Genomic DNA, 20,927 nt, shown 5'->3' on the forward strand with positions numbered 1-20,927 from the left:
GCACCACAGGCCCGCCACAGCGCGGGCCTTTGCATGGGCACCCCACCCCCTTACCCCAGTGCCCGCAGCCCCACAGCGGCCCGCAGGCGCGGCCCCTGGCCCACGCACGCACCCCAGGGGCACCCCCGCCCCCAGCCGCCCTGCCCGCCACCCCCTGCATATCCCCGCTGCGCGCGGTCGAGACCCCGCCGCGCCCGCTCGCTTAATAGGTCGCAATCGTCGGCACTGCCGACCATGCCGCTATCCAGCACTGGCGGGGCCTGGCGCGGCATTTTTACCCCCTGTTTAAGTGTCGGGAAACGTCGGTTTTCGTAATGCGGGAAGAACGGCGCCGCGCGGACTAGAAAGGTATTTCCTTTTCCAGCGATGCAAGCAGGTCTGCGGGTATGCCAACGGTGGACTTCAAGCCGTGGGTGGCTTTGGCTTCTGGCGGCTCAGTCTGGGAAATAGACGGTAGGTGGTTCATCAGCGCGCCTCCGGTCGAGCTTGTCCGGTACCGCTCCCACATCTCTTCTTCTGTCTCCGGCACCGACAGCTCAACAAGCGACTCAGGTATGCATATCGCTTCTGGGTGATCGTCTTTGATGTGTTCTTCAGTGCAACGGAATCGGGTTGTCTTCCACTTCCCAAAGACCTGGATCTTCCAAAAGTACTGTTTTTCAAGCTTCATGATGGCCTCCTATAACACTGTTTATTTATACAGTATTTCCGAAGACCCCGAAGTGCGCACTAACAGCTATTCACTGCTTGCGGCCAGTGTTTTGAGGTGATCCAAAAGACAGCTTTCCGCCAAAAAGCAAGCGCTGGCGAGCCTCTCAATCGTTGGCCTATACCTAGGCCTATAGAGATAAAAACCCGCCCGCAGGCCGCATGCTCATTGGGTCTAAGGCTCCCTGAGCTTCCGCCAGAACAGCAAAAGCACCCCACCGAGGGTGCTTTTTCGTTGGCGGCTTCTGCCACGCCCCAAGATCACCAGTTATGCGTATAGCTCGCCGTCAAGGTCGCCCCCGCCGCTGGCAGGCGGCTGTCGTTCTTGCCGCTGCGCATCAGCTGGCTGTAAAGCGGCAGGTAGTAGCGGTTGAACAGGTTCTGCACACCGACAGTGACCTGGTTCTTGTTGTCGAACTGGTAGCGGCCGACGACATCGACGCTGTAGTAGCTTTTCACATCCGCGCGGGCAAACTGGGTCTTGCCATCGGCCAGGCGGTAGTCGCGTGCGCCAAACCAGTTGAACTGGCTGCGCAGGCTCCAGCGGCTGCTGGGGTTGTACTGCAGATAGCCCGTGATCTTGAGCGGCGGGATGCGGTAGCCCGTCATCGGCTGGTCGCTGCTGGCGCCGGGCGGCGTCTCGCGCCCCTGCATCCAGGTGATGGTGCCTCCGGTGGACCAGTGATCGGCATAGTGGTCGGCGGTCAGCTCCACGCCGCGGATGCGCTCGCGCGTGCGGGTCAGGTGCAGGCCGTTGTTGAAAGATTGGACAGCGCCCAGGTCCGAGCGTGACTGGAACAGCGCCAGGGTCGCCATGGTGTTGCCGAACGTGCCGCGCCAGCCGATTTCATAGTTGTCGGTCTTGACCGGCTCCAGATCGGACGCATTGATGTCGAACTTGGCACCGGCATTGCGCAGCTGCAGGCCCACATCGGGCAGGTCAAAGCCCTGGCTGAACGAGGTGTAGAACTCATGGTCCTTCCATGGCTTGAAGGCCAGGCCCAGGTTGTAGAGCACCGCGTCATACGAGACCTTGCCACCGGCCACGGTGGCCGGGTTGGGCAGGCGCGACTGCGACAGCGGCTGAAAATCTGCAAAGCTGGCCTGCGATTTCTCATAGCGCAAGCCGCCTTCGGCCGACCACTGGTCGTTGAACCTGTGCTGCAGCTGGCCAAAGGCGCCCGCGCTTTTGACGGTGACCCAGGGCATGTAGATGCGCTGCCCGGTGGGCTGGAAAACCAGGCCGCCGCTCGCGTCGTAGGTGGCGGCATCAAAGGTGTCCAGCGGCATATTGCTGCGCTCCTGGATGTAGTCTGCGCCCCAGACCAGCTTGGCGCGCTTGTCGTCGCCAATCGGCGTGGTGATGGTCAGGCGCCCGCCAAACACCTTGTTGTTCTGCATCACCTGGTCGACAAAGTTGCCCCGGTTGCTGTTGCTGCGCGCATCAAAGGGCGCAAAGCGCACGAAATTGTCACGGCCGTAGACCATCGCGCTCAGCAGGCTGCCGCCCAGGTCTTTGTGTCCGTAACTGGCGCTCAGCAGGCTGTTCTCGACCTGGTTCTGCTCGGCCAGCTTCAGGCCCCGGATCGCGCGGGCCGCCAACGAACCCAGCGGCGCCTGGTTGACGCTGGGGTCGTTGGCGTAGTCGGTCTTCTGGTGCGCACGCAATTGGCTGGCCGCCAGCTGGATGCGCTGGTTGCCATCGATGCGAAAGCCGATCTTGCCGCCCAGGCTGTAGGTGTTTGAATCGAACAGATCGCCCTGGCTGGCATCGGGCGCAACGCGGTCGCCATGCCCATCAAAAGCGCCACCCATGCGGCGGGCCGAGATATCGACCTCATAGTCGACCACCTCACCCGCGCCCGACAGGTAGTGCTGCACCTGGCCGCCCAGGCCGTCGCCGCTCAGGCGCGAGAGCGCGCTGTCAAAACCCAGCGTCGTGCGCGCCACCGGCTGGCCGCCGACCGGGCGGGTGGTGACCGAGATCACGCCACCTGTTGCACCACTGCCGTAGATCGCATTGCTGCCGCGCAGCACCTCCACCCGCTCGATGCGGCTCATCTCCACATTGACCAGATTGCGCGCCGTGTCGCGGTTGGTATTGAGCGGAATGCCATCGACCAGCACCAACACATTTCGGCCGCGCAAGGTCATGCCGAAATCGCTCATGTTGCGGCTCGAATCGGACATGCCCGGCACGCTCTTGGCCAGCAGGCTGTTCAGATTGGCCGAGGTGGCGCGCAGGTCATCGAGCTCCTCACCCTCGATCACCGTGACCTGGCGGGTGGGCTGCATCAATGAGCTGTCGGAACGCTGGTCAGTCACCACCACGGTGGGCAGCTGGTGGCTGGCATCTGCAGGTGACGCAGGTGCCGCCGCTGCCTCGGCAGGCGTGGCAGCGGCTGCTGCGGGCGCGGCCTCTGCCACCGGTTGCTGCGGAGTTGTTGGCTTACGGATCTGCAGCGCGCCACCGTTCAAGGTCTGCACCTGCAGCGCCGATCCCTCCAGCGCCTTGCGCACCGCCTGCTCTGCCGTCCAGTGGCCCTGGATCGCGGCACTGCGCTGGCCTTGCAGCACAGCGGGGTCGGCAACGATGCTGCGCCCGGTCTGCTGGCCAATGCGGGTCAGGGTATCGGCCAGGCTGCCCGCAGGAATGTCGAGCTGCACGGCAGCGGCTGGGGGCGCATCGGCAGCCCGGCTGGCGGCAGGGGCCAGCGCAGAGGTCAGCAAGGCAGCCAAGGCCAGCACATGGAGGGGCGAGCGTTCAGCACAGCTGCGCACGGTCGATGGAGCACCGGCATGGCGGCGCTGGAGGCGGGAAGTGGTCACGGCAGAAGTTCCTTTTCGTTGGGTACTACTTAACCAGTGCGCCGAAACCGAAAAACCCCTCATCTATTTGCATAGGGTCGCGCGCATGTGGTCGCGCAACAGAGGGGGTTTTGCCTTCAGCGCCCACCTTGCGCGCCAATCGTGATCAACGGCCCCCAACGCTGGATCTGCAGCGGCAGCATCTGGCCCAGCGTGCCCAGCAGCTCCTCCACCTCCAGCCTGAAGATGCCAAACACACGCAGATCCGCCACCGAAGGGGCCACGCGGATATAGCCAGAAAAATAGGCCTGCAGCGCCTGGGCCACATCGGCCAGCGGCCAGTCATCGACGGCGAGCATGCCTTGCTGCCATGCCGCGCGCTGCACCGCGTTGCCCGCCAGGGGCTGGAGCTGCCGGGCGCTGAAGCGCGCGCCTTGCCCTGCATGCAGCAAGGTCTGCGCCGCCTCGCGGGGCTGCAGCGTCAGGCGCTGCTCCAGCGCCACCATGTCCGTGCGCTCCGCATGTACCCGGGCCATCATGCGGCCGGCGTCGAAGAGCGCCATCCCATCGCGGGTCTGGATCTGCAATGGAGCGGCTCCGGCATAGCGCCGTGTGGCGATCAAGGCCCCGGCGCGCAGCTGCAGCGCGGGCCTGCCCGCGGCATCGCGCACATCCACCGCAGAGCGGGCATCGAGCAGCACGGTGGTGCCATCAGCCAGCGTGAACTCGCGCCGCTCGCCGGTGCCGGTGTGCCAATCGGCCATCAACTGGCCCAGCGGCGTCAGCCGGTCTGCGACCAGCGCGGTGGCCACACCGATACCGCCCAGCGCTAACGCGCCGCGCAGCACGCGGCGGCGGCGGGTCTGGAACAGCGCCTGCATGGCGGCCTGGGCATGCAGGCCGTCGGTATGGGCCTGCAGGCTGCGCACCGCCGTCAGCGGCTCGGCCAGCGCCGAGCCCACGCGCGCCCAGGCCGCCTGGTGCTGCGCATCCTGCTGCAGCCAGTGCGCAAAAGCCTGGTGGTCGGCCGCGCTCATCGTTTCCGCCTCATGGCGCACCAGCCAATCCACGGCGGCGCGCAACGCGGCGCTGGGCAGGGATGCACCACTCATGGCGCGCAGCTGAGGCACTGCAGCAGCGCGCGCCGCATATGGCGCTCGACGGTGGCCTGCGAGATGCCCATGTGCGCTGCAATCTGCGGGTAGCGCATGCCTTCCAGCCGCGACAGCAGAAACACCGTCTTGACCGGCAGCGGCAGCGCGGCCAGCGCCCGGTCGATCTGGCAGATGGCTTCGACCAGCATGGCATGCGTCTCGGGCGACAGCGCCACCGCCTCGGGCATATGGCGCAGCGTGTCCTGGTAGGCCACCTCCAGATCCTGGCGCTGCCAGAGCTTGATGAGGATGCGTTTGGCCACCGTCGACAAAAAAGCGCGCGGGTGCCGGATATCCAGCTGCTCGCCTTCTGTAGAAGTGCCCTTTTCGGTCAACTGCAAAAAGGTCTCCGATGCCACATCTTCCGCCTCGCTGTGGCTGGATGCGCGCAGCATCAGGCGCCCACGCAGCCATGCGTGGTGCTGGCGAAAAATAGTCTCCACCTCAGGATGGAGCGGGTGCTGTGGCATGGGCGGGGCCGTTGAGGAAACACAAACAACCGCAAGATCATAATTGATAATGATTCTTTTTTCACAAAGGTCTGAGACCCTTGTGCGACGGTCTGCGGCGAGCGCCCTGCACCGACCGGCCTCCCCCGCATCACCCCCTTTAGCCACCAGCTGCCTTGATGCACCTCAAGCATTGCACTGCATCAACTGCATCGCCCGCATTCGTAAAGATTGTCAAACAATCTCCAGCCTGAAGATGTTTGACATTGCCGCATTCCTGCCGCTTGTTCATCCTACTACCATGCATAACAGGATTGAATAAACTTATTTACAAAGGAATGCAATGAAAGGCTTCAGAATAGCGATGGCCCATTATGTGGGCCTGGGATGTGCGGTGGCAGCACTTCTGCATCCCCTGGTGGGCCAGGCCCAAACTGCGCCTGTTATTTCATGCAGCACGGACCCGGCCATCTTCAATACCGGCATTGACGGCAGCAATGGCTACAGCATCAACAGCCCCAAGCTGGCGCTGGGCAGCCTCGATGCGCATTGGTCCATTGCCTCAGCCTTGGGCGATATCACCACGCCGGCCGCCGCTGCCGCCTTGAGCTATGCCCAAGGCCCGGTAGACCGCCCCGGCGCCGGCAATGGCGCCTGGGTGCAGTCGCCGTTTGGCAATGCCCAATGGATCGGCGTGCAATACGGCAGAAGCTATTACGTCTACCAATACCAATTCAGCCTGGACCCGTCCGTTGACCCCGACAGTTTCAATCTGAGCCTGAGCCTGTATGTGGATAACCAGGTCAAGCGCATTCTGGTCAATGATGCAGTATTTGATTACACCAACAACGGCAGCAGTTTAGGCGTTGGCGGCTTTGGTGCCGGCGGCAATGTACCGGTGGTGCTCAACCATGGTTTTAGAACCGGCGCCAATACGATCTATGTCGTCGTCGGCAACCAGGGCGACCCCTCGGGCCTGCTGGTGCAGTCGAGTGGCACGGCCTCGTGCTCGCCGCCGCTGTCGGTGGCCAAGCAAGCGGTCAACAACGATGGCAGTGCCTACACCGGTCTGGCCAGCGCCAACGCCCCCGTGTTCTACAACATCACGGTCACCAATGCCAGCACGCGCGACGCCAGCGGCACGCGCCTGCGTGATACCCTGCCCGATGGCCTGCAAACGGCCGGCAGCACCTGGAGCTGCAGCCGCCCCGCCGGCAGCGCAGCCGTCTGCCCGGTGCCCGCCACGGGCGGCTTTCCGCTCGATAGCGTCTTGCCAACCCTGCCCGCTGGCAGCGCCCTGGTGTTCCGCGTCAATACGCGCTTCAGCAACCCGCTGCCCGCAGGTGCCACGGTCATCACCAACACGGCCACCATCGAGCCGCCTGCCACCAGCACCCTCAGCTGCGCTGCCCGCGATGGCTTTCCCACGCCTTGCAGCGCATCGGCATCGGTGGCCACCAGCCCGCTGCTCAGCGTGACCAAGACCGTGGACGCGACCGGCCCGCTCTATGCCGGGCAAACCGCCACCTACACGGTGACCGTCAAGAACGAAGGCGCGGCCGAGCTGACGGGCGTTGCCCTGTCAGACAGCTTGCCCGCCGGCTTTGCCTCAGCCACCTGGAGCTGCCAGTCGCCCGTCGGCAGTCTCGCAGTCTGCCCTCAAGCCAGTGGCAGCCTCGCCGCGGGCGGGGTGCTGAGCCAGACCATCGCCAGCATGCGCGCCAATGCCAGCCTGGTCTACACCGTGGTCGCCACAGTGGACAGCATCGCCACCCGCATGGACCAGGTCAGCAACACCGCCAGCGTGGCGGCCAGCAATGCCGAATGGCTGTGCTACAACCCGGCCACGGCCCAGACCCAGGCCAAGCCCTGCAATGCCTCGGTGACGGTCGATCTGTGGCCCAACCCCTTGCTGCAACTGAGCAAGACGGCACAGGCGACCGGCACGGTCTATGCCGGCCAGCCGATGAACTACACCATCACCGCGCACAACGCCGGCCAGGTGCCCGTCACCCAGGCCCATATCACCGACCCCTTGCCTGCCGGCCTGGAAAATGCCAGCTGGACCTGTAGCAACAGCGGCGCTGCGCCCTGCGTGCCCGCCAGCGGCACCGGCGCAGTGGATGTGACTGTCGCCTCACTCGCCGCCGGTGACAGTGTGGTGATCCAGCTGAGCACCACCGTCAGCGCGCAGCCCCCCGCCAGCCTGGTCAATACCGCCTCCTTGGCGGTGGGCGAGCCAACAGCCCAGTGCGCCCCTGCCAGCGCGCCGACCGCTGCACCCTGCCAGGCGCAGAGCACCGTGGCGGCCTCCGATCTGCCCATCCTGGGCCTGAGCAAGACCGTCAATGCCACCAACGCGGTGCGGCCCGGTGACAGCCTGGTCTACACCATCACCGCCAGCAATGCCGGCCCGGTAGCCATCACCCAAGCAGTGCTGGCCGACCCAGCCCCTGCCAACGTGGTGCTGGGCGCCTGGACCTGCACGGCCAGCGGCGTGGCCTGCCCAGCTGCAGCGGGCAGCGGCCCGCTCAATGAGACCATTGCCAGCCTGCCGGTAGGCGCCAGCTTGACCTATGTGCTCCAAGCCCAGGTTGCAGCCACGGCGCCGGGCAGCAGCAGCCTGACCAACCAGGCTAGCCTGCGCAGTGCCGAGCCTGCCGCCCAATGCACCGGCGGCACCGCACAGCCCTGCACGGCCAGCGCCACCGTCACCACGACGGCCGCCGAAGTGCCTGCCGGCGTCAAATCCGTCCCCAGCCTGCAGCAATGGAGCGTCGTACTGCTGACGCTCTTGACCGCAGTCATCGGCGCCTGGCGCATGCGCTCACGCGGCCAGCGCATCGGCTAAGCGCTTGATCGCTGGAGCCAGACCCAGGGGGCGCAGGCGCAGCGCCCCTGGGTGTCCGACTTGTGCTGCGACCGGCAGTGGCCCGGCGGCCTACCGGCATTGACACAAACTGCCATAGTCCGACAAACCGGCTCCATGTTTCCATGCCAGCATGCGCAGATGAATAATGACCACGCACTCCGCAAGGCAGCGCCCGCCCTGCCCGCTGCCCACTGGTTCAAGCGCAGCCGCCTTGTGCGCATACGGCCCACGCCCGCGCGGCTGCGGGTGCTGGAGGCCATCGTCCAGCTGGGCCGCTCCAAGGTCAAATGCGCAGACATCTCCTTGCACCTGGCGCAAAGTGGGGCTCCACTGCCCGCAGCGACGATCTACTGCGTTGCCAAGGAAATGGCCCAGGCTGGCCTGCTGATGCGTGACCGCGAAGACGGCGGCTTGACGGTCTACAGCCTGGCCGCTGGCGTGTAGTGGTCCGCCCCAAGCAATGGGCAGTTCAACGGATTTAAGCCACCGTGCCCAGGCGCCAGCCAGGCGCCATCTGCCGGATCGATGAGACCAGCAGCTCAATCAGCGCCAAGGTCGCTGCCGATGGCTGGCGGTTGGGTGCACGCACGATGTAGAGCGCATCGCCCACGCCTTTGACGCCAAAGCCGCCCAGCACCTGCACCAGGCTGTCTTGGGCGATGGCATCCCGCACAGCATAGTAGGGCAGCAGCACCACGCCCAGGTCTGCCATCGCGGCGTTGAACAGGAACTGGTAGTCGCCCGACTGGATCGACGGCGTGCTCTGCACCTGTTCATGCAGGCCATCGCTGTGCCGCCAAAACTCCAGCCGGTGGTGGATATTGAGGGGCGCCAGCAGCCGGGCGTGCTTGATGTCCTGCGGGGTTTGCAGCGCCAGGCCCAGGGCCCGCAGATACGCCGGGGTGGCAAACAGCCCCCACTCGATGCCGCAGACGCGCGTGGCCACATGGTCTTCCAGCGGCGCCGAGGTGATGTGGATCGCCAGGTCCACCTTGGAGGCCACCAGGTCATGGATCTGGTCGTTGATAACGAGACGCAGCAGCAGATCGGGGTGCGCCTGGCAAAAGTCCAGGATCAGCGGCTTGAGGTGGAAATGTCCCAGGCCGGTGGGGATGCGCACGCGGATCTCGCCACTGATGGTCTGGTGGATCTGGTCGATCTGCAGCTGGGCGCTTTGCAGCGCATTGAGCGCCTGCAGGCACTGGCCATGCAGGATGCGGCCAGCCTGGGTCAGCTCCATATGCCGCGTGGTACGGCGCAGCAGCTGCGCGCCAAACTGCCGCTCCAGCAGCGCCAGCCGGCGCGACACATTCGAGCGCGTCACGCCCGAGCGCTGGGCCGCATCGCTCAGGTTGCGCGACTCGGCAATCGCCACAAACAAACGCACCAGGTTCAGGTCCATGGCCGGCCTCCCTTTTGATTGTTGATTCTGAATCACCACTGATGGCTGTGCTTTGGCAGTTCCCAAAGCGGCCTCATGTTTCTAACATGGGTCTCACAACAAACGTCCGGGCTGCTGTCGCATAGCCCGGGCCATGCAAGGAGACAATACGTGACGCCAGAGTCAACACTGGGGTTTACCCCGCTCGCCGGTTTCAAGGTCCTGGATTTGAGCCAGGGCGTGGCCGGCCCCTACTGCGCCCAGCTGCTGGCCCACCAGGGGGCCGAGGTCATCAAGGTCGAGCCCGCCCAGGGCGACTGGGGCCGCCATGTGGGCGTAGCCCGCAATGGCCACAGCACCTTGTCCAGCACCTACAACGCCGGCAAGCACAGCCTGGCAGTCGATGCCAAGCACCCCGAGGGCAAGGCGCTGATCCTGCAGCTGGCGCGCAGCGCCGATGTGGTGGTGCAGAACTTTCGCCCGCAGGTGGTGGAGCGCCTGGGGCTGGACTTTGCCGCGCTCCAGGCGCTGGGCCTGGAGCCGGTCTATGTGTCGATCAGCGGCTATGGCGCGGACGGCCCCTTTGCCGACAACCCGGCGACTGACTCGGTGATGCAGGCCGACACCGGGCTGATGAACAGCAACCGCGATGCGCAGGGCGCGCCGCAGCGCATCGGCTTTTTGCTGGCCGACATTGCCACTGGCGTTTATGCCGCGCAGGCCTGCACGGCGGCGCTGCTGCAGCGCCTGAAGACCGGCAAGGGCCAGCATGTGGAGCTGAACCTGTTCAATGTCTGCTGCGCGCTGCAATCAACCGCGCTGTCGGAAGAAGTGCTGGGCGGCCAGACCGTCAAGGCCGCCGTCAGCGCGCCCAATGGCATCTTTGATGCGGCCGATGGCCGCCTGACGATTCTGGCGCTGAACAACGATCAGTTCCTGCGCATTGGCAAGGCGCTGGAGCTGGCCGGCTGGGACAGCGACCCGCGCTTTGCCAGCAATGCGCTGCGCCTGCAGCACAAGGCGGTGCTGCATGCCGACCTGGCCTGCGCTGTCGCCAGCCGCCCGCTGGCCGAGCTGCGCGCGCTGTTCAACCAGCACAGCGTGCTGCATGCGGTGGTGCATAGCGCGGCCGATGTGGTGCAGCACCCGCAGGCCCGGCACCTGGCCACGTTCAAGACCGTGCAGCAGCCCGATTTTGGCGAGGTGTTGATGGCAGCCACCCCCTGGCCGGCCAGGCCCGATGCACCGCTGCCCGCGCCGCGCATTGGTGCCGACAGCCAGCAGATTCTGCGCAGCCTGGGACTGGCGCAAGATGAGATCGACGCGCTGGCGGCCCGCCAGGTCGTGGGCCTGTGAAAGGAGCTGCAGCCATGAAAGCCATTGTCTGCCGCAGCTTCGGCCTGCCCCGCGATGTGACCGCCGTCCAGACCACCGCGCCCCCCACCGCCTTGGCTCCTGACGAAGTGCTGATCGACGTGCACCATGCCACCGTCAGCCACGCCACCGGCCTCTTGATCGAGGGCAAGTACCAAAAGACCCCGCCGCTGCCCTTTGTGCCGGGCACCGAGGGCGTGGGCCAGGTGCTGCAATGCGGCAGCGCCGTGGCCCATGTAAAGGTGGGCGACCAGGTCGTGTTTATCTGCGACTGGGGCGCCTATGCGCAGCAGGCCAAGGTGCAGGCCAGCACCGTGTATGCGGTGCCGGCGGCGCTCGATCCACTGCGCGCGCTGGCGCTGCCGATCTCCTACGGCACGGCGTACACGGCCTTGCACTGGCGCGCGGCGCTGCGGGCGGGCGACAGCCTGCTGGTGCTGGGCGCGGGCTCGGGCGTGGGCGCGGCCGCCGTGGAGCTGGCCGCCCAGGTACCCGGTGTGCAGGTGATTGCCTGCGCCAGCAGCGAAGATAAACGCCAGGCCGCCTTGCGCCATGGCGCGCAGCATGCGGTCGATCCGCAGCACTTGATCGAGCAGGTCAAGGCGGTGACCGGCGGCAAAGGCGCGAGCCTGGTGTTTGACCCGGTAGGCGGTGACTTGCTGCTGCAGGCACTGCGCTGCACGGCGCAGAACGGGCGCATCGTCATCATCGGCTTTGCCAGCGGCACGATCCCCAAGGTGCCCATGAATATCGCACTGGTCAAGAACCTGACGATCCACGGCTTCTTCTATGGCCAGTACATCGGCTGGACGCCCGCCAACGAGCGCCAGCGCCATGCCGCAGCCATGCAGGCCATGATGGCCGCGCTGTTGGAGATGGCCCAGCGCGACGCCATCCATCCCGACATCTCGCGGGTCTATGCCATGGACGAGCTGTGCGAGGCGCTGGACGCGCTGCACAGCCGCGAGGTGCTGGGCAAGGTCGCCCTACAAATACAAGGAGACAAGACATGACACAACGCCACTCCGCGCAGCGCCGCCAGGCCCTGCAATCGCTGCTGCATACCGGCTTAGGGCTGGCCCTGCTGGGCAGCGGCTTGCCCGCCGCCCACGCGGCATCGGCGGCCGATTACCCGGCCTCAACCATCAAGCTGGTGATCCCCTACCCGCCCGGCGGCCCCACCGACCTGGTCGGGCGCCTCGTCGCCATCTCGATGGGCGAGAGCCTCAAGCAGACCATCTTTGTCGACAACAAGCCCGGCGCCAGCGGCATGGTGGGCGCAGCCCAGGTCGCCAAGGCCCAGCCCGATGGCTACACCTTGCTGGCGAACGCCTCGCTGCAGGTGATCAACCCCTCGGTCTACGACAAGGTGCCGTATGACTCGTTCAACGACTTCGCACCGATCACGCAGATCGTCGATGTGCCGCTGGTGCTGGTGGTCAACAGCGAGCTGCCGGTGTCGAACGTGCAGGAGCTGGTGGCCTACCTGAAAAAGAGCAAGGCCAGCATCAATTTTGGCTCGGCCGGCAATGCCTCGTCGCAGCACCTGTCGGGCGAGCTGTTCAAGCTCAAGACCGGCATCGCGATGCAGCATGTACCCTACAAAGGCAGCTCGCCGGCGCTCACCGATTTGATGGGCGGCCAGATCCAGCTGATGTTTGACTCCATGCCCTCGGCCATGCCCTTTATCACTTCGGGCAAGCTCAAGGCGCTGGCCGTGACCACCGCCAAGCGCTCGAGCTCGCTGCCGCAGATCCCGACCATGCAGGAATCGGGCATTGCCGACTACGCCACCAGCACCTGGTATGGCCTCTGGGCCCCGAAGAACACGCCGCCCGAGATCGTGGGCAAACTGGCCCAGGCCGCGCAGCAGGCCTTGCGCAAGCCCGAAGTGGCCGCGCAGTACCAGCGGATGGGCGCCGAGCCGGTGGGCTCGAGCCCGCAAGAGTTTCTGGCCTATATGCGCAGCGAAGAAAAGAAATGGGCCGAGATTGTGAAACGCTCGGGCGCAAGGGCCGATTGAGCCAGGGCGCCCGGCGCTGGACCGGTCAGCCCACGGCGCGCATGGCCACCACCGGCTTGCGCACCCACAACACCGCCGCTGCCGCCACCAGGCAAGCGGCGCCTGCGACAAACAACGCGGGCGAGTACGACGACAGCACCGAGCGTGCCAGGCCCGCGCCATAGGCAGCAACGGCCGCGCCCAGCTGGTGGGCGGCAAACACCCAGCCAAACACCAGGGCTGCGCGCTCGGGGCCAAACTCGCTGGCCACCAGCTTGACGGTGGGCGGTACCGTCGCAATCCAGTCCAGGCCATAGAACACCGCAAACAGCGACAGGCCGGCGATCGTGAACTCGGAGTACGGCAGCCAGAACAGCGACAGCCCGCGCAGCCCGTAGTACCAGAACAGCAGCTTGCGGCTGTCATAGCGGTCCGACAGATAGCCCGACAAGGTCGTGCCCACCAGGTCAAAAATGCCCATCATCGCCAGCACCGAGGCGGCTGGCACCGGACCCAGGCCATAGTCACCGCAGAGCGAGACAAAGTGGGTCTGGATCAGCCCATTGGTGCTGAGCCCGCAGATGAAGAAAGTGCCCGCCAGTATCCAGAACGCCGGCACTTTGGAAGCTGCAACCAAGGTGCTGAACGGCAGGCTCCAGCTGGCGCGGGGCGCGGGGGCCACGGGCGCGGCAGCGGGGTCTGCGCCATAGGCGCTCAGCTGCATTTGCGCCGGGCTGTCGCGCATGAACAGCAGCACCAGCACCAGCACCACGGCCGATGCCGCGACGACTGGCAGCAGCGCCCAGCGCCAGCCGTACTGCGCAATCAGCCAGGCGGCGGCGGGCAAGAACAGCAGCTGGCCGGTGGCACTGCTGCCCGCCAGCAAACCCATGACCAGGCCCTTGCGCTGCACAAACCAGCGGTTGGCCACCGTCGCGCCCAGCACCATGGCCGTCAGGCCCGTGCCCATGCCCAGCACAATGCCCCACAGCACAAAGGCCTGGCCCAGGTTGCGCATGATGAGGCCCAGCAGCAAGGCGCCGGCAATCACCGCTGCGGCCAGCGCCACCACGCGCGATACGCCATAGCGCAGCAAAATGACCGCGGCAAAGGGCCCGAGCAGGCCATACAGTGCAAAGCGGGTCGCAAACACCGAGGACAGGTCACGCACGCTCCAGCCAAACTCGACGGCCAGCGGCTGCATCAGCACCCCCGGTAGGCCCAACGCCGCCGAGGTGACCAGCATGGCCAAAAAGGTGATGGCGGCAATCACCCAGGCGTAATGGACGCCATGGCGCTGGAGCAGCACGGCGAGTCGGGAAGCGAGCATGTTATTTGGAGGTTATCGACGGAGGAGTTACAATGATAGCGATCACAATCAAAAACTGTCAAGCACAGCTTCAAGCAGGGTATTTGCGATGAAAGTCACCAAGGAACAAGCGCAACAGAACCGCCAGGCACTGCTCGATGCCGCCGCTGCCCTGTTCAAGGAACGCGGCATCGACGGCACCGGCGTGGCCGATATATGCCAACAGGCGGGCCTGACGCAGGGCGCCCTGTACAAGCATTTCAGCGACAAGCAGGACCTGGCAGCCCAAGCGCTGGCGCATGGTTTTGGGCAAGGCTTTGGCCGGGTCAAGCAGGCCAGCGAGCGGAGCGACCACGCGATGGCCACCTACCTGGACAGCTACCTGAACCCCAAAGTGCGCGATGACATGACCCGGGGCTGCCCGCTGGTCTCCACCGCCTGCGATGCCGGGCGCCAGAGCGAGGCGGTGAGCCGCAGCTTTCGCGATGGCTTTACCGAGCTGCGCGCCGGCATCGAGGCCGCCTTGCCGGCCGGCAGTGACCCGCAGCAACGCCAGGCGCTGGCCAGCACGCTGGTCGCCGCACTGGTGGGCGCGATGGCCATCTCGCGCGGCGTTGTCAAGGCCGATCAAGCGCTGGCCGATGAGGTACTGCAGCAGGTGCGCGCGGTGGTCGAAGGGCTGAGCGCCAAGCGCTGATCGATCGCCGCAACGCCAACAACAAAAGGCCGCCAACCCGGGTCACCTGGGTTGGCGGCCTTCTTTTAAGGCGGATCGCGGAGGCTGCATCACCTCAGCGGCAGAGCCCCATCAGGACTGCAGGTACACCACATGGCTATGGGTGTACTCGTAGAGGCCATGCTTGCCATCGGCGCCGCCCACGCCCGACTTGCGCACGCCGGCATGGAAGCCTTGCATCGCCTCAAAGTTCTCGCGGTTGATGTAGGTCTCGCCAAAGTCGATCTCGCGCATCGCCTGCATGGCTTTGGACAGGTCGCGGGTGTAGAGCGAGGACGTGAGGCCATATTCGCAGTCGTTGGCCAGCGCAATCGCCTCGTCCAGGTCCTCAACCACTTGGATCGGCAGCACCGGGCCAAAGATTTCCTTGCGCATGATCTCCATGTCGGCGCGGCAGCCCGCCAGCACCGTGGGCTGGTAGTGAAAGCCGGCACCCAGATCGGCGACCTGCCCGCCAGTGACCAGCTGCGCACCATCGGCCAGCGCACGGCGCACCTTCGCATCGACGCTGTCCAGACCCTTCTGGTTGATCAGCGGTCCCATCTCCACATCGGTCTGCGCAATCGGGTCGCCATAGCGGGTCGCGGCCATCGCCTGGGCAATGCGTGCGGTAAATTCATCGGCCACCTGGCGCTGCACATAGACGCGCTCGGCACAGTTGCAGACCTGGCCAGTGTTGATGATGCGCGAATCGCGGATGGCCTTGACGGCCAGGTCCAGGTCGGCATCGGCCAGCACAATGGCAGGGGCCTTGCCACCCAGCTCCAGGTTGAGCTTGGTGATATGGGGCGCAGCGGCGGCAGCAATGCGCTCGCCGGTGCCCACGCTGCCGGTAAAGCTGATCATGTCCACGCCCGCATGGGCCGACAGCGCACCACCGGTGCCGCCCTGGCCATAGACCACGTTGAACACGCCAGCGGGCAGCTCGCACTGGGCCAGCAGCTCGGTAAAGGCATGGCAGTTGATGGGGGTCTCTTCACTGGGCTTGATGACGATGGTGTTGCCGGTCAGCAGCGCCGGCGCCATCTTGCGCGCGATCAGGAAGAAGGGGAAGTTCCAGGGCAGGATGCCCGCCACCACGCCCATCGGCTTGCGCAGCAGAAAGATCTGCTCGTTGACCCGGTCGCTGCTGATGACTTCGCCCTCAATGCGGCGCGCCCATTCGGCCATGTAGTCCAGGTAGTCGGCGGTGAAGTTCACCTCCACCTCGGCCAGGCCCAGCACCTTGCCCTGCTCCTCGGTGATGGTGCGCGCAATGCGCGCCACGTTCTCGCGCAGGCGGGCGGCAATGCGGCGCAGGAACTGCGCGCGCTCGATCGCCGGGCGGCGCGCCCAGGCTTTTTGCGCGCCGCGTGCCGCTGCAATGGCGCGGTCCACATCGGCTTGGGCTGACAGCGGCGACTGCGCCAGCAGCGCGCCCGTGGCGGGGTTGCGCACCTCGTGCAGCTCGGCGCTGTCGCTGAACGCACCGGCAATGTAATTGCGCAAAACAGGGGTGGTTGGCATGGGGTCGTCCTCAGTAGGTGGTAGAGACAATGGCGGGCTGGGTGGGCGCGCGGTAGCGTGCCAGGTTGGCCACGGCGGCCTGGCGCATCAGGCTGATATCGATGGCGACGGCCACAAAGCGGCAGCCCCAGTCGGTGTAGCGGCGCGCATCTTCTTCGCGCGGCGCCAGAATGCCGCAGGCCTTGCCATGGGCCAGGGTGGTCTCGATGGTGCGGCGTATGCAGTCCTGCACCTCGGGCTGGCTGGCATCGCCCGCATGGCCCATGCCGGTGGACAGGTCTGCCGGGCCGATGAAGACGGCATCGACGCCATCGACGGCCGCAATCTCCGCCGCATTCTCCACGCCCAGGCGCGACTCGATCTGCACGATGAGGCAGAGCTGCTCATGCGCAGTGCGGATGTAGTCGGGCACCGCATCCCAGCGCGTGGCGCGGGTCAGGCCCCCACCCACACCCCGGATACCATGCGGCGGGTAGCGCATCGCCTGCACCAGCGCGCGGGCCTGCTCAGCCGTCTCGACCATCGGCACCATCAGGGTCTGCACGCCAGCGTCCAGCAGCTGCTTGATCAGCACCGCATCGCCATGCACCGCCCGCACCACCGGGTGCGTGGCATAGGGTGCCACCGCCTGCAGCTGCGCCAGCAGCGTCGGCACGGTGTTGGGCGCATGCTCGCCATCCACCAGCATCCAATCGTAGCCGGTGGTGGCGATGATCTCGGCCGCATAGGGCGTGGCAAAACCGGCCCAGATACCGTAGAGCGGCTCGCTGCGGCGCAGCGCGGCCTTGAAAGGGTTCAATGGCAAATCCATGGATAGGTCTCCTGGGTGGGCAATCAGCGTTGGCCCACCGGTGTGTGATCAATGGGTAATCAATGCGTGTAGGGACGGTGCAGTTCGCAAGCCGGGTTCAGCTCCACACCAAAGCCGGGCTTGTCCAGTGCCGACAGGCGCATGCGGCCTTGCACAGGCACCGGCTCGCCCAGCAGCTGCGGGTGGAACATCGGCACAACCTCGTCGGCCTTGGGCGCCATCATCAAAAACTCGGCAAAGGGGCTGTTGTGGCGCGTGGCCACAAAGTGGTAGCTGTAGACGCTGGAGCCATGCGGAATCACCAGCGCCTGGTGGGCATCGGCCAGTGCCGAGATCTTCAAGAGCTCGGTGATTCCGCCGCACCAGCCGACATCGGGCTGGATGATGTCGCAGCAACCCATCTCCAGCAGCTGGCGAAAGCCCCAGCGTGTGGCCTCATGCTCGCCGGTGGTCACCAGCATGCCGGTGGGCACGTTCTTCTTGAGGGCCGCATAGCCCCAGTAGTCATCGGGCGGCAGTGCCTCTTCAATCCATTTCAGGCCGTGGGCCTGGGCACCCTGGGCCAGGCGGGTGGCGTAGTTCAGGTCCAGGCTCATCCAGCAGTCCAGCATCAGCCAGAAATCGGGGCCCACGCGCTCGCGCATCGTGGCCAGCTCCTCCAGGTTGCGGCGCAGGCCTTCCTCGCCTTCGGCCGGGCCATAGTGCAGGGGCATCTTGCCGCCGATAAAGCCCATCTTCTGCGCCAGATCGGGGCGCGCGCCGGTGGCGTAGAACTGCAGCTCATCGCGCACCGCGCCGCCCAGCAGCTGGTGCACCGGCTCGCCGCGCACCTTGCCCAGCAAATCCCACAGCGCCAGGTCCACGCCGGAGATGGTGTTGATGACAATGCCCTTGCGGCCGTAGTACAAGGTGGACCAGTACATCTGGTCCCAGATGCGCTCGATGTCGGTGACCTTGGCGCCTTCCAGAAAGCGTGCCAGGTGCTTCTCGACGATATAGGCTGCGGGCTCGCCGCCGGTGGTGACGGCAAAGCCGACATTGCCTGCGCTGTCCTCGATCTCGACCACCAGGGTGCCCAGCACATTGATGCCAAAGCTGCGGCGGCTCTGGCGGTACTCGGGGTACTTGGCCATTGGCGTGGCGATGTGGTCGTCGATCCAGTGGCCATCGGCCTGGTCGTGGTAGTCGGCACCGCCCCCTTTGAGGGTATAGGCGCGCACTTGCTTGATGGTGGGGATCTGGCTCATGGTGGTGTTTGCTCCTTATGCAATTTAGGCAGCGGCCCGGGGCTGCAGCGCAGCGGGCGCCATGCGGGCCCGGATGCCCAGCACCAGCAACGCTGCCAGTACCGTTGTGCCTGCCAGCAGGTACAGGCCTGCGGCGGGTGAGTGGAAATGGCCTTCGGCCCAGTTCTTGACGATGGGGGCGACAAAGCCGCCAACCGCACCCAGCGAATTGATCAGCGCAATGCCGCCCGCTGCGGCAGCACCTGCCAGCGTGTTGGCTGGAAAGGTCCAGAACACCGGCTGCACCGCGATAAAGCCGGCCGCCGCAAAGCACAGCGCGGCAACACCCAGCAGCGGGCTGGAAAAACTCACCGATGCGGCCATGCCGATGGCGGCGACGAGCAAGGTCATGCTGGCCACACTGCGGGGCTTTTGGCTGCGCTGGGCAAAGCCGGGCACCCACCAGGCGGCCAACAGTGCGCAGAGCCAGGGGATGGCCGAGACCAGGCCGACTTGCAGACCCACCTTGGTGCCCAAGAGGCCTGCCACCTGGCTGGGCAGGTAGAACACCACGCCGTAGACGCTGGCCTGGATCAGCAGATACACGAGGGCCAGGTACAGCACGCGCGGCTGGCACATGGCAGCGAGCAGGCTGTGCTGGTGAGCGCCCTTGGCGCGCTCTTCGCTGTCGATGATGTCCTGCACCTGGCGGCGCTCGTCGGCCGTCAGCCACTGGGCATCGGCCGGGCGGTTGGTGAGGTAGAAATACGACCAGATACCGACGGCCACGGCCATCAGGCCTTCGACCGCAAACAGCCATTGCCAGCCATGCCAGCCACCCATGCCATCGAGCTCCAGCAGCAGGCCCGACAAGGGGCTGCCAAAGATAAAGGCCAGCGGCGCGCCGAAGTAGAAAAAGCCCATGGCCTGCGCCCGGTGCGCGGCCGGGAACCAGTAGGTGAGGTACAGGATGACGCCGGGGAAGAAGCCCGCCTCGGCCACGCCCAGCAGGAAGCGCAGCACATAGAAGGTGGTCTCGTTATGGGCAAACATCATCGCGGCCGACACCAGGCCCCAGGTGACCATGATGCGGCACATCCAGATGCGCGCGCCGATGCGGTGCATGATCAGATTGCTGGGCACTTCCAAGAGGGCATAACCAACAAAGAACACGCCAGCGCCAAACGCGAAGGCGGCGTCGCTGATGCCGGTATCGGCCTGGAAGGCCACCTTGGCAAAGCCCACATTGGCCCGGTCCAGAAAGGCCATGATGTACATCAGCAGCAAGAAGGGCAGCAGGCGCCAGGAAATCTTGGCGAGCAAGGGAGCGGGGAGTTTTTTCACGACAAATCCTTAAAGACAATGCGCGGCCTGAACGCCGGCCAAATGGCGGGCGCTGCGGGAGCGAGAAAGGAGAAGGCGGCGCTGGCAAGCCAGCGCCGATGGGGCGCGGCTTGCGCTAGCGCCGTCGTGAGGCGGGGGGTCTGAAAAAAGTGTGCGCGAAGGCGTTCATGTTTGTCTCCTGAAAGGTCATTCGTTCTTGTGTGGAGCTGAATGTACGCGCATGATTGATGCCTAACAAATCAAATTTCAGTCATATCCGATACTTTTTATTTATGTCTGTAAAACCTGCTTTAACGGCCGCGCCACCGCTGCAGCGCAGCCTGCTCAACCGCCTGCGCTACAAGCACCTGCACATGCTGGTGGCGCTGGGATCGAGCCTCAATCTGCACCGCGCATCGATCAGCCTGGCGATGTCGCAGCCCGCTGCCACGCGCATGCTGCGCGAGATCGAAGACATGTTTGGCTGCCAGCTATTTGAGCGCCTGCCGCGCGGCATGCGCCCTACCGCGCTGGGCCTGCAGCTGGTGCGCTTTGCCGAGGCCTCGCTCAACAGCCTGGACCGCTGCGCCGAAGACCTGGCGGTGCGCCGCCAAGGCGGCTATGGCTACCTGGCGATCGGCACCATCATGGGGGCAGCGCCCGACCTGGTGATGACGGCCGTGGCCCAAATGAAAGCGCAGAGCCCGCAGCTGCGCCTGCGCATCATGGGCGATACCAGCGACCAGGTGCTGCGCCTGCTGGACCAGCGCCGCATTGACCTGGCCATTGCCCGCCGCCGCATTGCCGGCGACAGCGAGGCCTATGACTTTGAGGCGCTGGGCAACGAGCGCTTGCTGGTGGTGGTGCGCAGCGGCCATGTGCTGGCGCGGCGCCGCAAGCTGAGCTGGGAGGAGCTGGTGCGCGACTGGCCCTGGATCTTGCAGCCGGCCAGCACTCCGGCACGCATCGCGCTGGACCAGCTGCTGCACAGCCTGGAGCTGCCGGTGCCGGCCGATGTCACCGAGTGCAGCTCCGTCTACTCGATGCAGCAGTTGGTGCAGCTGACGGACGCGGTGATGCTGCTGTCGGACTCGGCCTTGAAGGACTATCTGCGCATGGGCCTGGTCAAGACCTTGCCAGTGCAGATCGATATACCGATGGCCCCGTTTGGCATGCTGACGCGCAAGGACCAGGAGGCCTCGCAGGAGCAGCAGAACTTTATGGATCTGCTGCGCGCGCAGGCCAGGCGCCTGGCGGCTTGAACGCTG

General features: G+C 65.5%; 17 protein-coding genes. 7 read left to right on the forward strand and 10 right to left on the reverse strand.

Features of this window, described 5'->3' with window-relative positions; genetic code table 11:
- Positions 1–340 precede the first annotated feature (340 nt).
- The 4 genes from F0Q04_RS21090 to F0Q04_RS21105 form a co-directional block, all read right to left on the reverse strand.
- The gene (locus F0Q04_RS21090) at positions 341–670 is read right to left on the reverse strand and encodes a hypothetical protein (protein ID WP_182343386.1); all 330 of its coding nucleotides are present in this window, start codon (positions 668–670) and stop codon (positions 341–343) included.
- Positions 671–969: 299 nt separating this feature from the next.
- Entirely contained in the window at positions 970–3,537 is a 2,568-nt protein-coding gene (locus tag F0Q04_RS21095) for a TonB-dependent siderophore receptor (protein WP_232539426.1), read from the reverse strand.
- Between the two features lie 116 nt (positions 3,538–3,653).
- Positions 3,654–4,628 carry a FecR domain-containing protein gene (locus tag F0Q04_RS21100; protein WP_182343390.1) on the reverse strand — a complete coding sequence of 325 codons (975 nt, stop codon included), beginning with the start codon at positions 4,626–4,628 and terminating at the stop codon, positions 3,654–3,656.
- Positions 4,625–5,140, reverse strand: coding sequence for a sigma-70 family RNA polymerase sigma factor (locus F0Q04_RS21105; protein WP_116927011.1), 516 nt, complete (start codon positions 5,138–5,140; stop codon positions 4,625–4,627). Before F0Q04_RS21105 ends, F0Q04_RS21100 begins: the two co-directional genes overlap by 4 nt.
- Positions 5,141–5,513: 373 nt before the next feature.
- On the opposite strand from F0Q04_RS21105, the gene F0Q04_RS21110 reads away from it, so the two are divergent.
- Both F0Q04_RS21110 and F0Q04_RS21115 read left to right on the forward strand, forming a co-directional pair.
- Positions 5,514–7,970 (forward strand): IPTL-CTERM sorting domain-containing protein, encoded by a 2,457-nt coding sequence (locus tag F0Q04_RS21110; RefSeq protein ID WP_182343392.1) that lies wholly within the window; start codon positions 5,514–5,516, stop codon positions 7,968–7,970.
- 159 nt (positions 7,971–8,129) lie between these two features.
- Positions 8,130–8,435 carry a hypothetical protein gene (locus F0Q04_RS21115; protein WP_133248193.1) on the forward strand — a complete coding sequence of 102 codons (306 nt, stop codon included), beginning with the start codon at positions 8,130–8,132 and terminating at the stop codon, positions 8,433–8,435.
- A gap of 34 nt (positions 8,436–8,469) precedes the next feature.
- On the opposite strand, the gene F0Q04_RS21120 is transcribed toward F0Q04_RS21115, so the two are convergent.
- Positions 8,470–9,393, reverse strand: a complete 924-nt coding sequence (locus F0Q04_RS21120; RefSeq protein ID WP_182343395.1) for a LysR family transcriptional regulator — start codon at positions 9,391–9,393, stop codon at positions 8,470–8,472.
- A 150-nt stretch (positions 9,394–9,543) separates the two neighbouring features.
- Between F0Q04_RS21120 and F0Q04_RS21125 the strand changes: the two genes are divergently transcribed.
- From F0Q04_RS21125 to F0Q04_RS21135, 3 genes are read left to right on the forward strand one after another with little or no spacing between them, the layout of a single operon-like run.
- On the forward strand, positions 9,544–10,728 hold the full coding sequence (locus F0Q04_RS21125; RefSeq protein ID WP_232539427.1) for a CaiB/BaiF CoA transferase family protein: 1,185 nt from the start codon (positions 9,544–9,546) through the stop codon (positions 10,726–10,728).
- Between the two features lie 14 nt (positions 10,729–10,742).
- Positions 10,743–11,759, forward strand: a complete 1,017-nt coding sequence (locus F0Q04_RS21130; RefSeq protein WP_182343399.1) for an NADPH:quinone oxidoreductase family protein — start codon at positions 10,743–10,745, stop codon at positions 11,757–11,759.
- On the forward strand, positions 11,756–12,769 hold the full coding sequence (locus F0Q04_RS21135) for a Bug family tripartite tricarboxylate transporter substrate binding protein (protein ID WP_116927017.1): 1,014 nt from the start codon (positions 11,756–11,758) through the stop codon (positions 12,767–12,769). The genes F0Q04_RS21130 and F0Q04_RS21135 overlap by 4 nt, the downstream gene beginning before the upstream one ends.
- A 25-nt stretch (positions 12,770–12,794) precedes the next feature.
- Here F0Q04_RS21135 and F0Q04_RS21140 read toward each other — a convergent pair whose 3' ends face one another.
- Complete coding sequence (locus F0Q04_RS21140) at positions 12,795–14,078, reverse strand: MFS transporter (RefSeq protein ID WP_182343401.1); 1,284 nt, start codon at positions 14,076–14,078, stop codon at positions 12,795–12,797.
- An 88-nt stretch (positions 14,079–14,166) separates the two neighbouring features.
- On the opposite strand from F0Q04_RS21140, the gene F0Q04_RS21145 reads away from it, so the two are divergent.
- The gene (locus tag F0Q04_RS21145) at positions 14,167–14,754 is read left to right on the forward strand and encodes a TetR/AcrR family transcriptional regulator (protein WP_182343403.1); all 588 of its coding nucleotides are present in this window, start codon (positions 14,167–14,169) and stop codon (positions 14,752–14,754) included.
- A gap of 111 nt (positions 14,755–14,865) precedes the next feature.
- On the opposite strand, the gene aldA is transcribed toward F0Q04_RS21145, so the two are convergent.
- From aldA to F0Q04_RS21165, 4 genes are read right to left on the reverse strand one after another with little or no spacing between them, the layout of a single operon-like run.
- Positions 14,866–16,299 (reverse strand): aldehyde dehydrogenase, encoded by a 1,434-nt coding sequence (aldA, locus tag F0Q04_RS21150; protein ID WP_116927020.1) that lies wholly within the window; start codon positions 16,297–16,299, stop codon positions 14,866–14,868.
- 10 nt (positions 16,300–16,309) lie between these two features.
- Positions 16,310–17,110, reverse strand: a complete 801-nt coding sequence (locus tag F0Q04_RS21155; protein ID WP_116927021.1) for an HpcH/HpaI aldolase family protein — start codon at positions 17,108–17,110, stop codon at positions 16,310–16,312.
- Positions 17,111–17,169: 59 nt separating this feature from the next.
- Positions 17,170–18,357: an L-rhamnonate dehydratase gene (gene rhmD, locus F0Q04_RS21160; RefSeq protein ID WP_182343405.1), complete on the reverse strand. Its 1,188-nt coding sequence runs from the start codon at positions 18,355–18,357 to the stop codon at positions 17,170–17,172.
- Between the two features lie 24 nt (positions 18,358–18,381).
- Entirely contained in the window at positions 18,382–19,680 is a 1,299-nt protein-coding gene (locus F0Q04_RS21165) for an MFS transporter (protein WP_182343407.1), read from the reverse strand.
- A 272-nt stretch (positions 19,681–19,952) separates the two neighbouring features.
- Between F0Q04_RS21165 and F0Q04_RS21170 the strand changes: the two genes are divergently transcribed.
- On the forward strand, positions 19,953–20,921 hold the full coding sequence (locus tag F0Q04_RS21170; protein ID WP_232539428.1) for a LysR family transcriptional regulator: 969 nt from the start codon (positions 19,953–19,955) through the stop codon (positions 20,919–20,921).
- Positions 20,922–20,927: the final 6 nt, after the last annotated feature.

This window comes from Comamonas koreensis (assembly GCF_014076495.1).
GTDB lineage: Bacteria > Pseudomonadota > Gammaproteobacteria > Burkholderiales > Burkholderiaceae_C > Comamonas > Comamonas squillarum.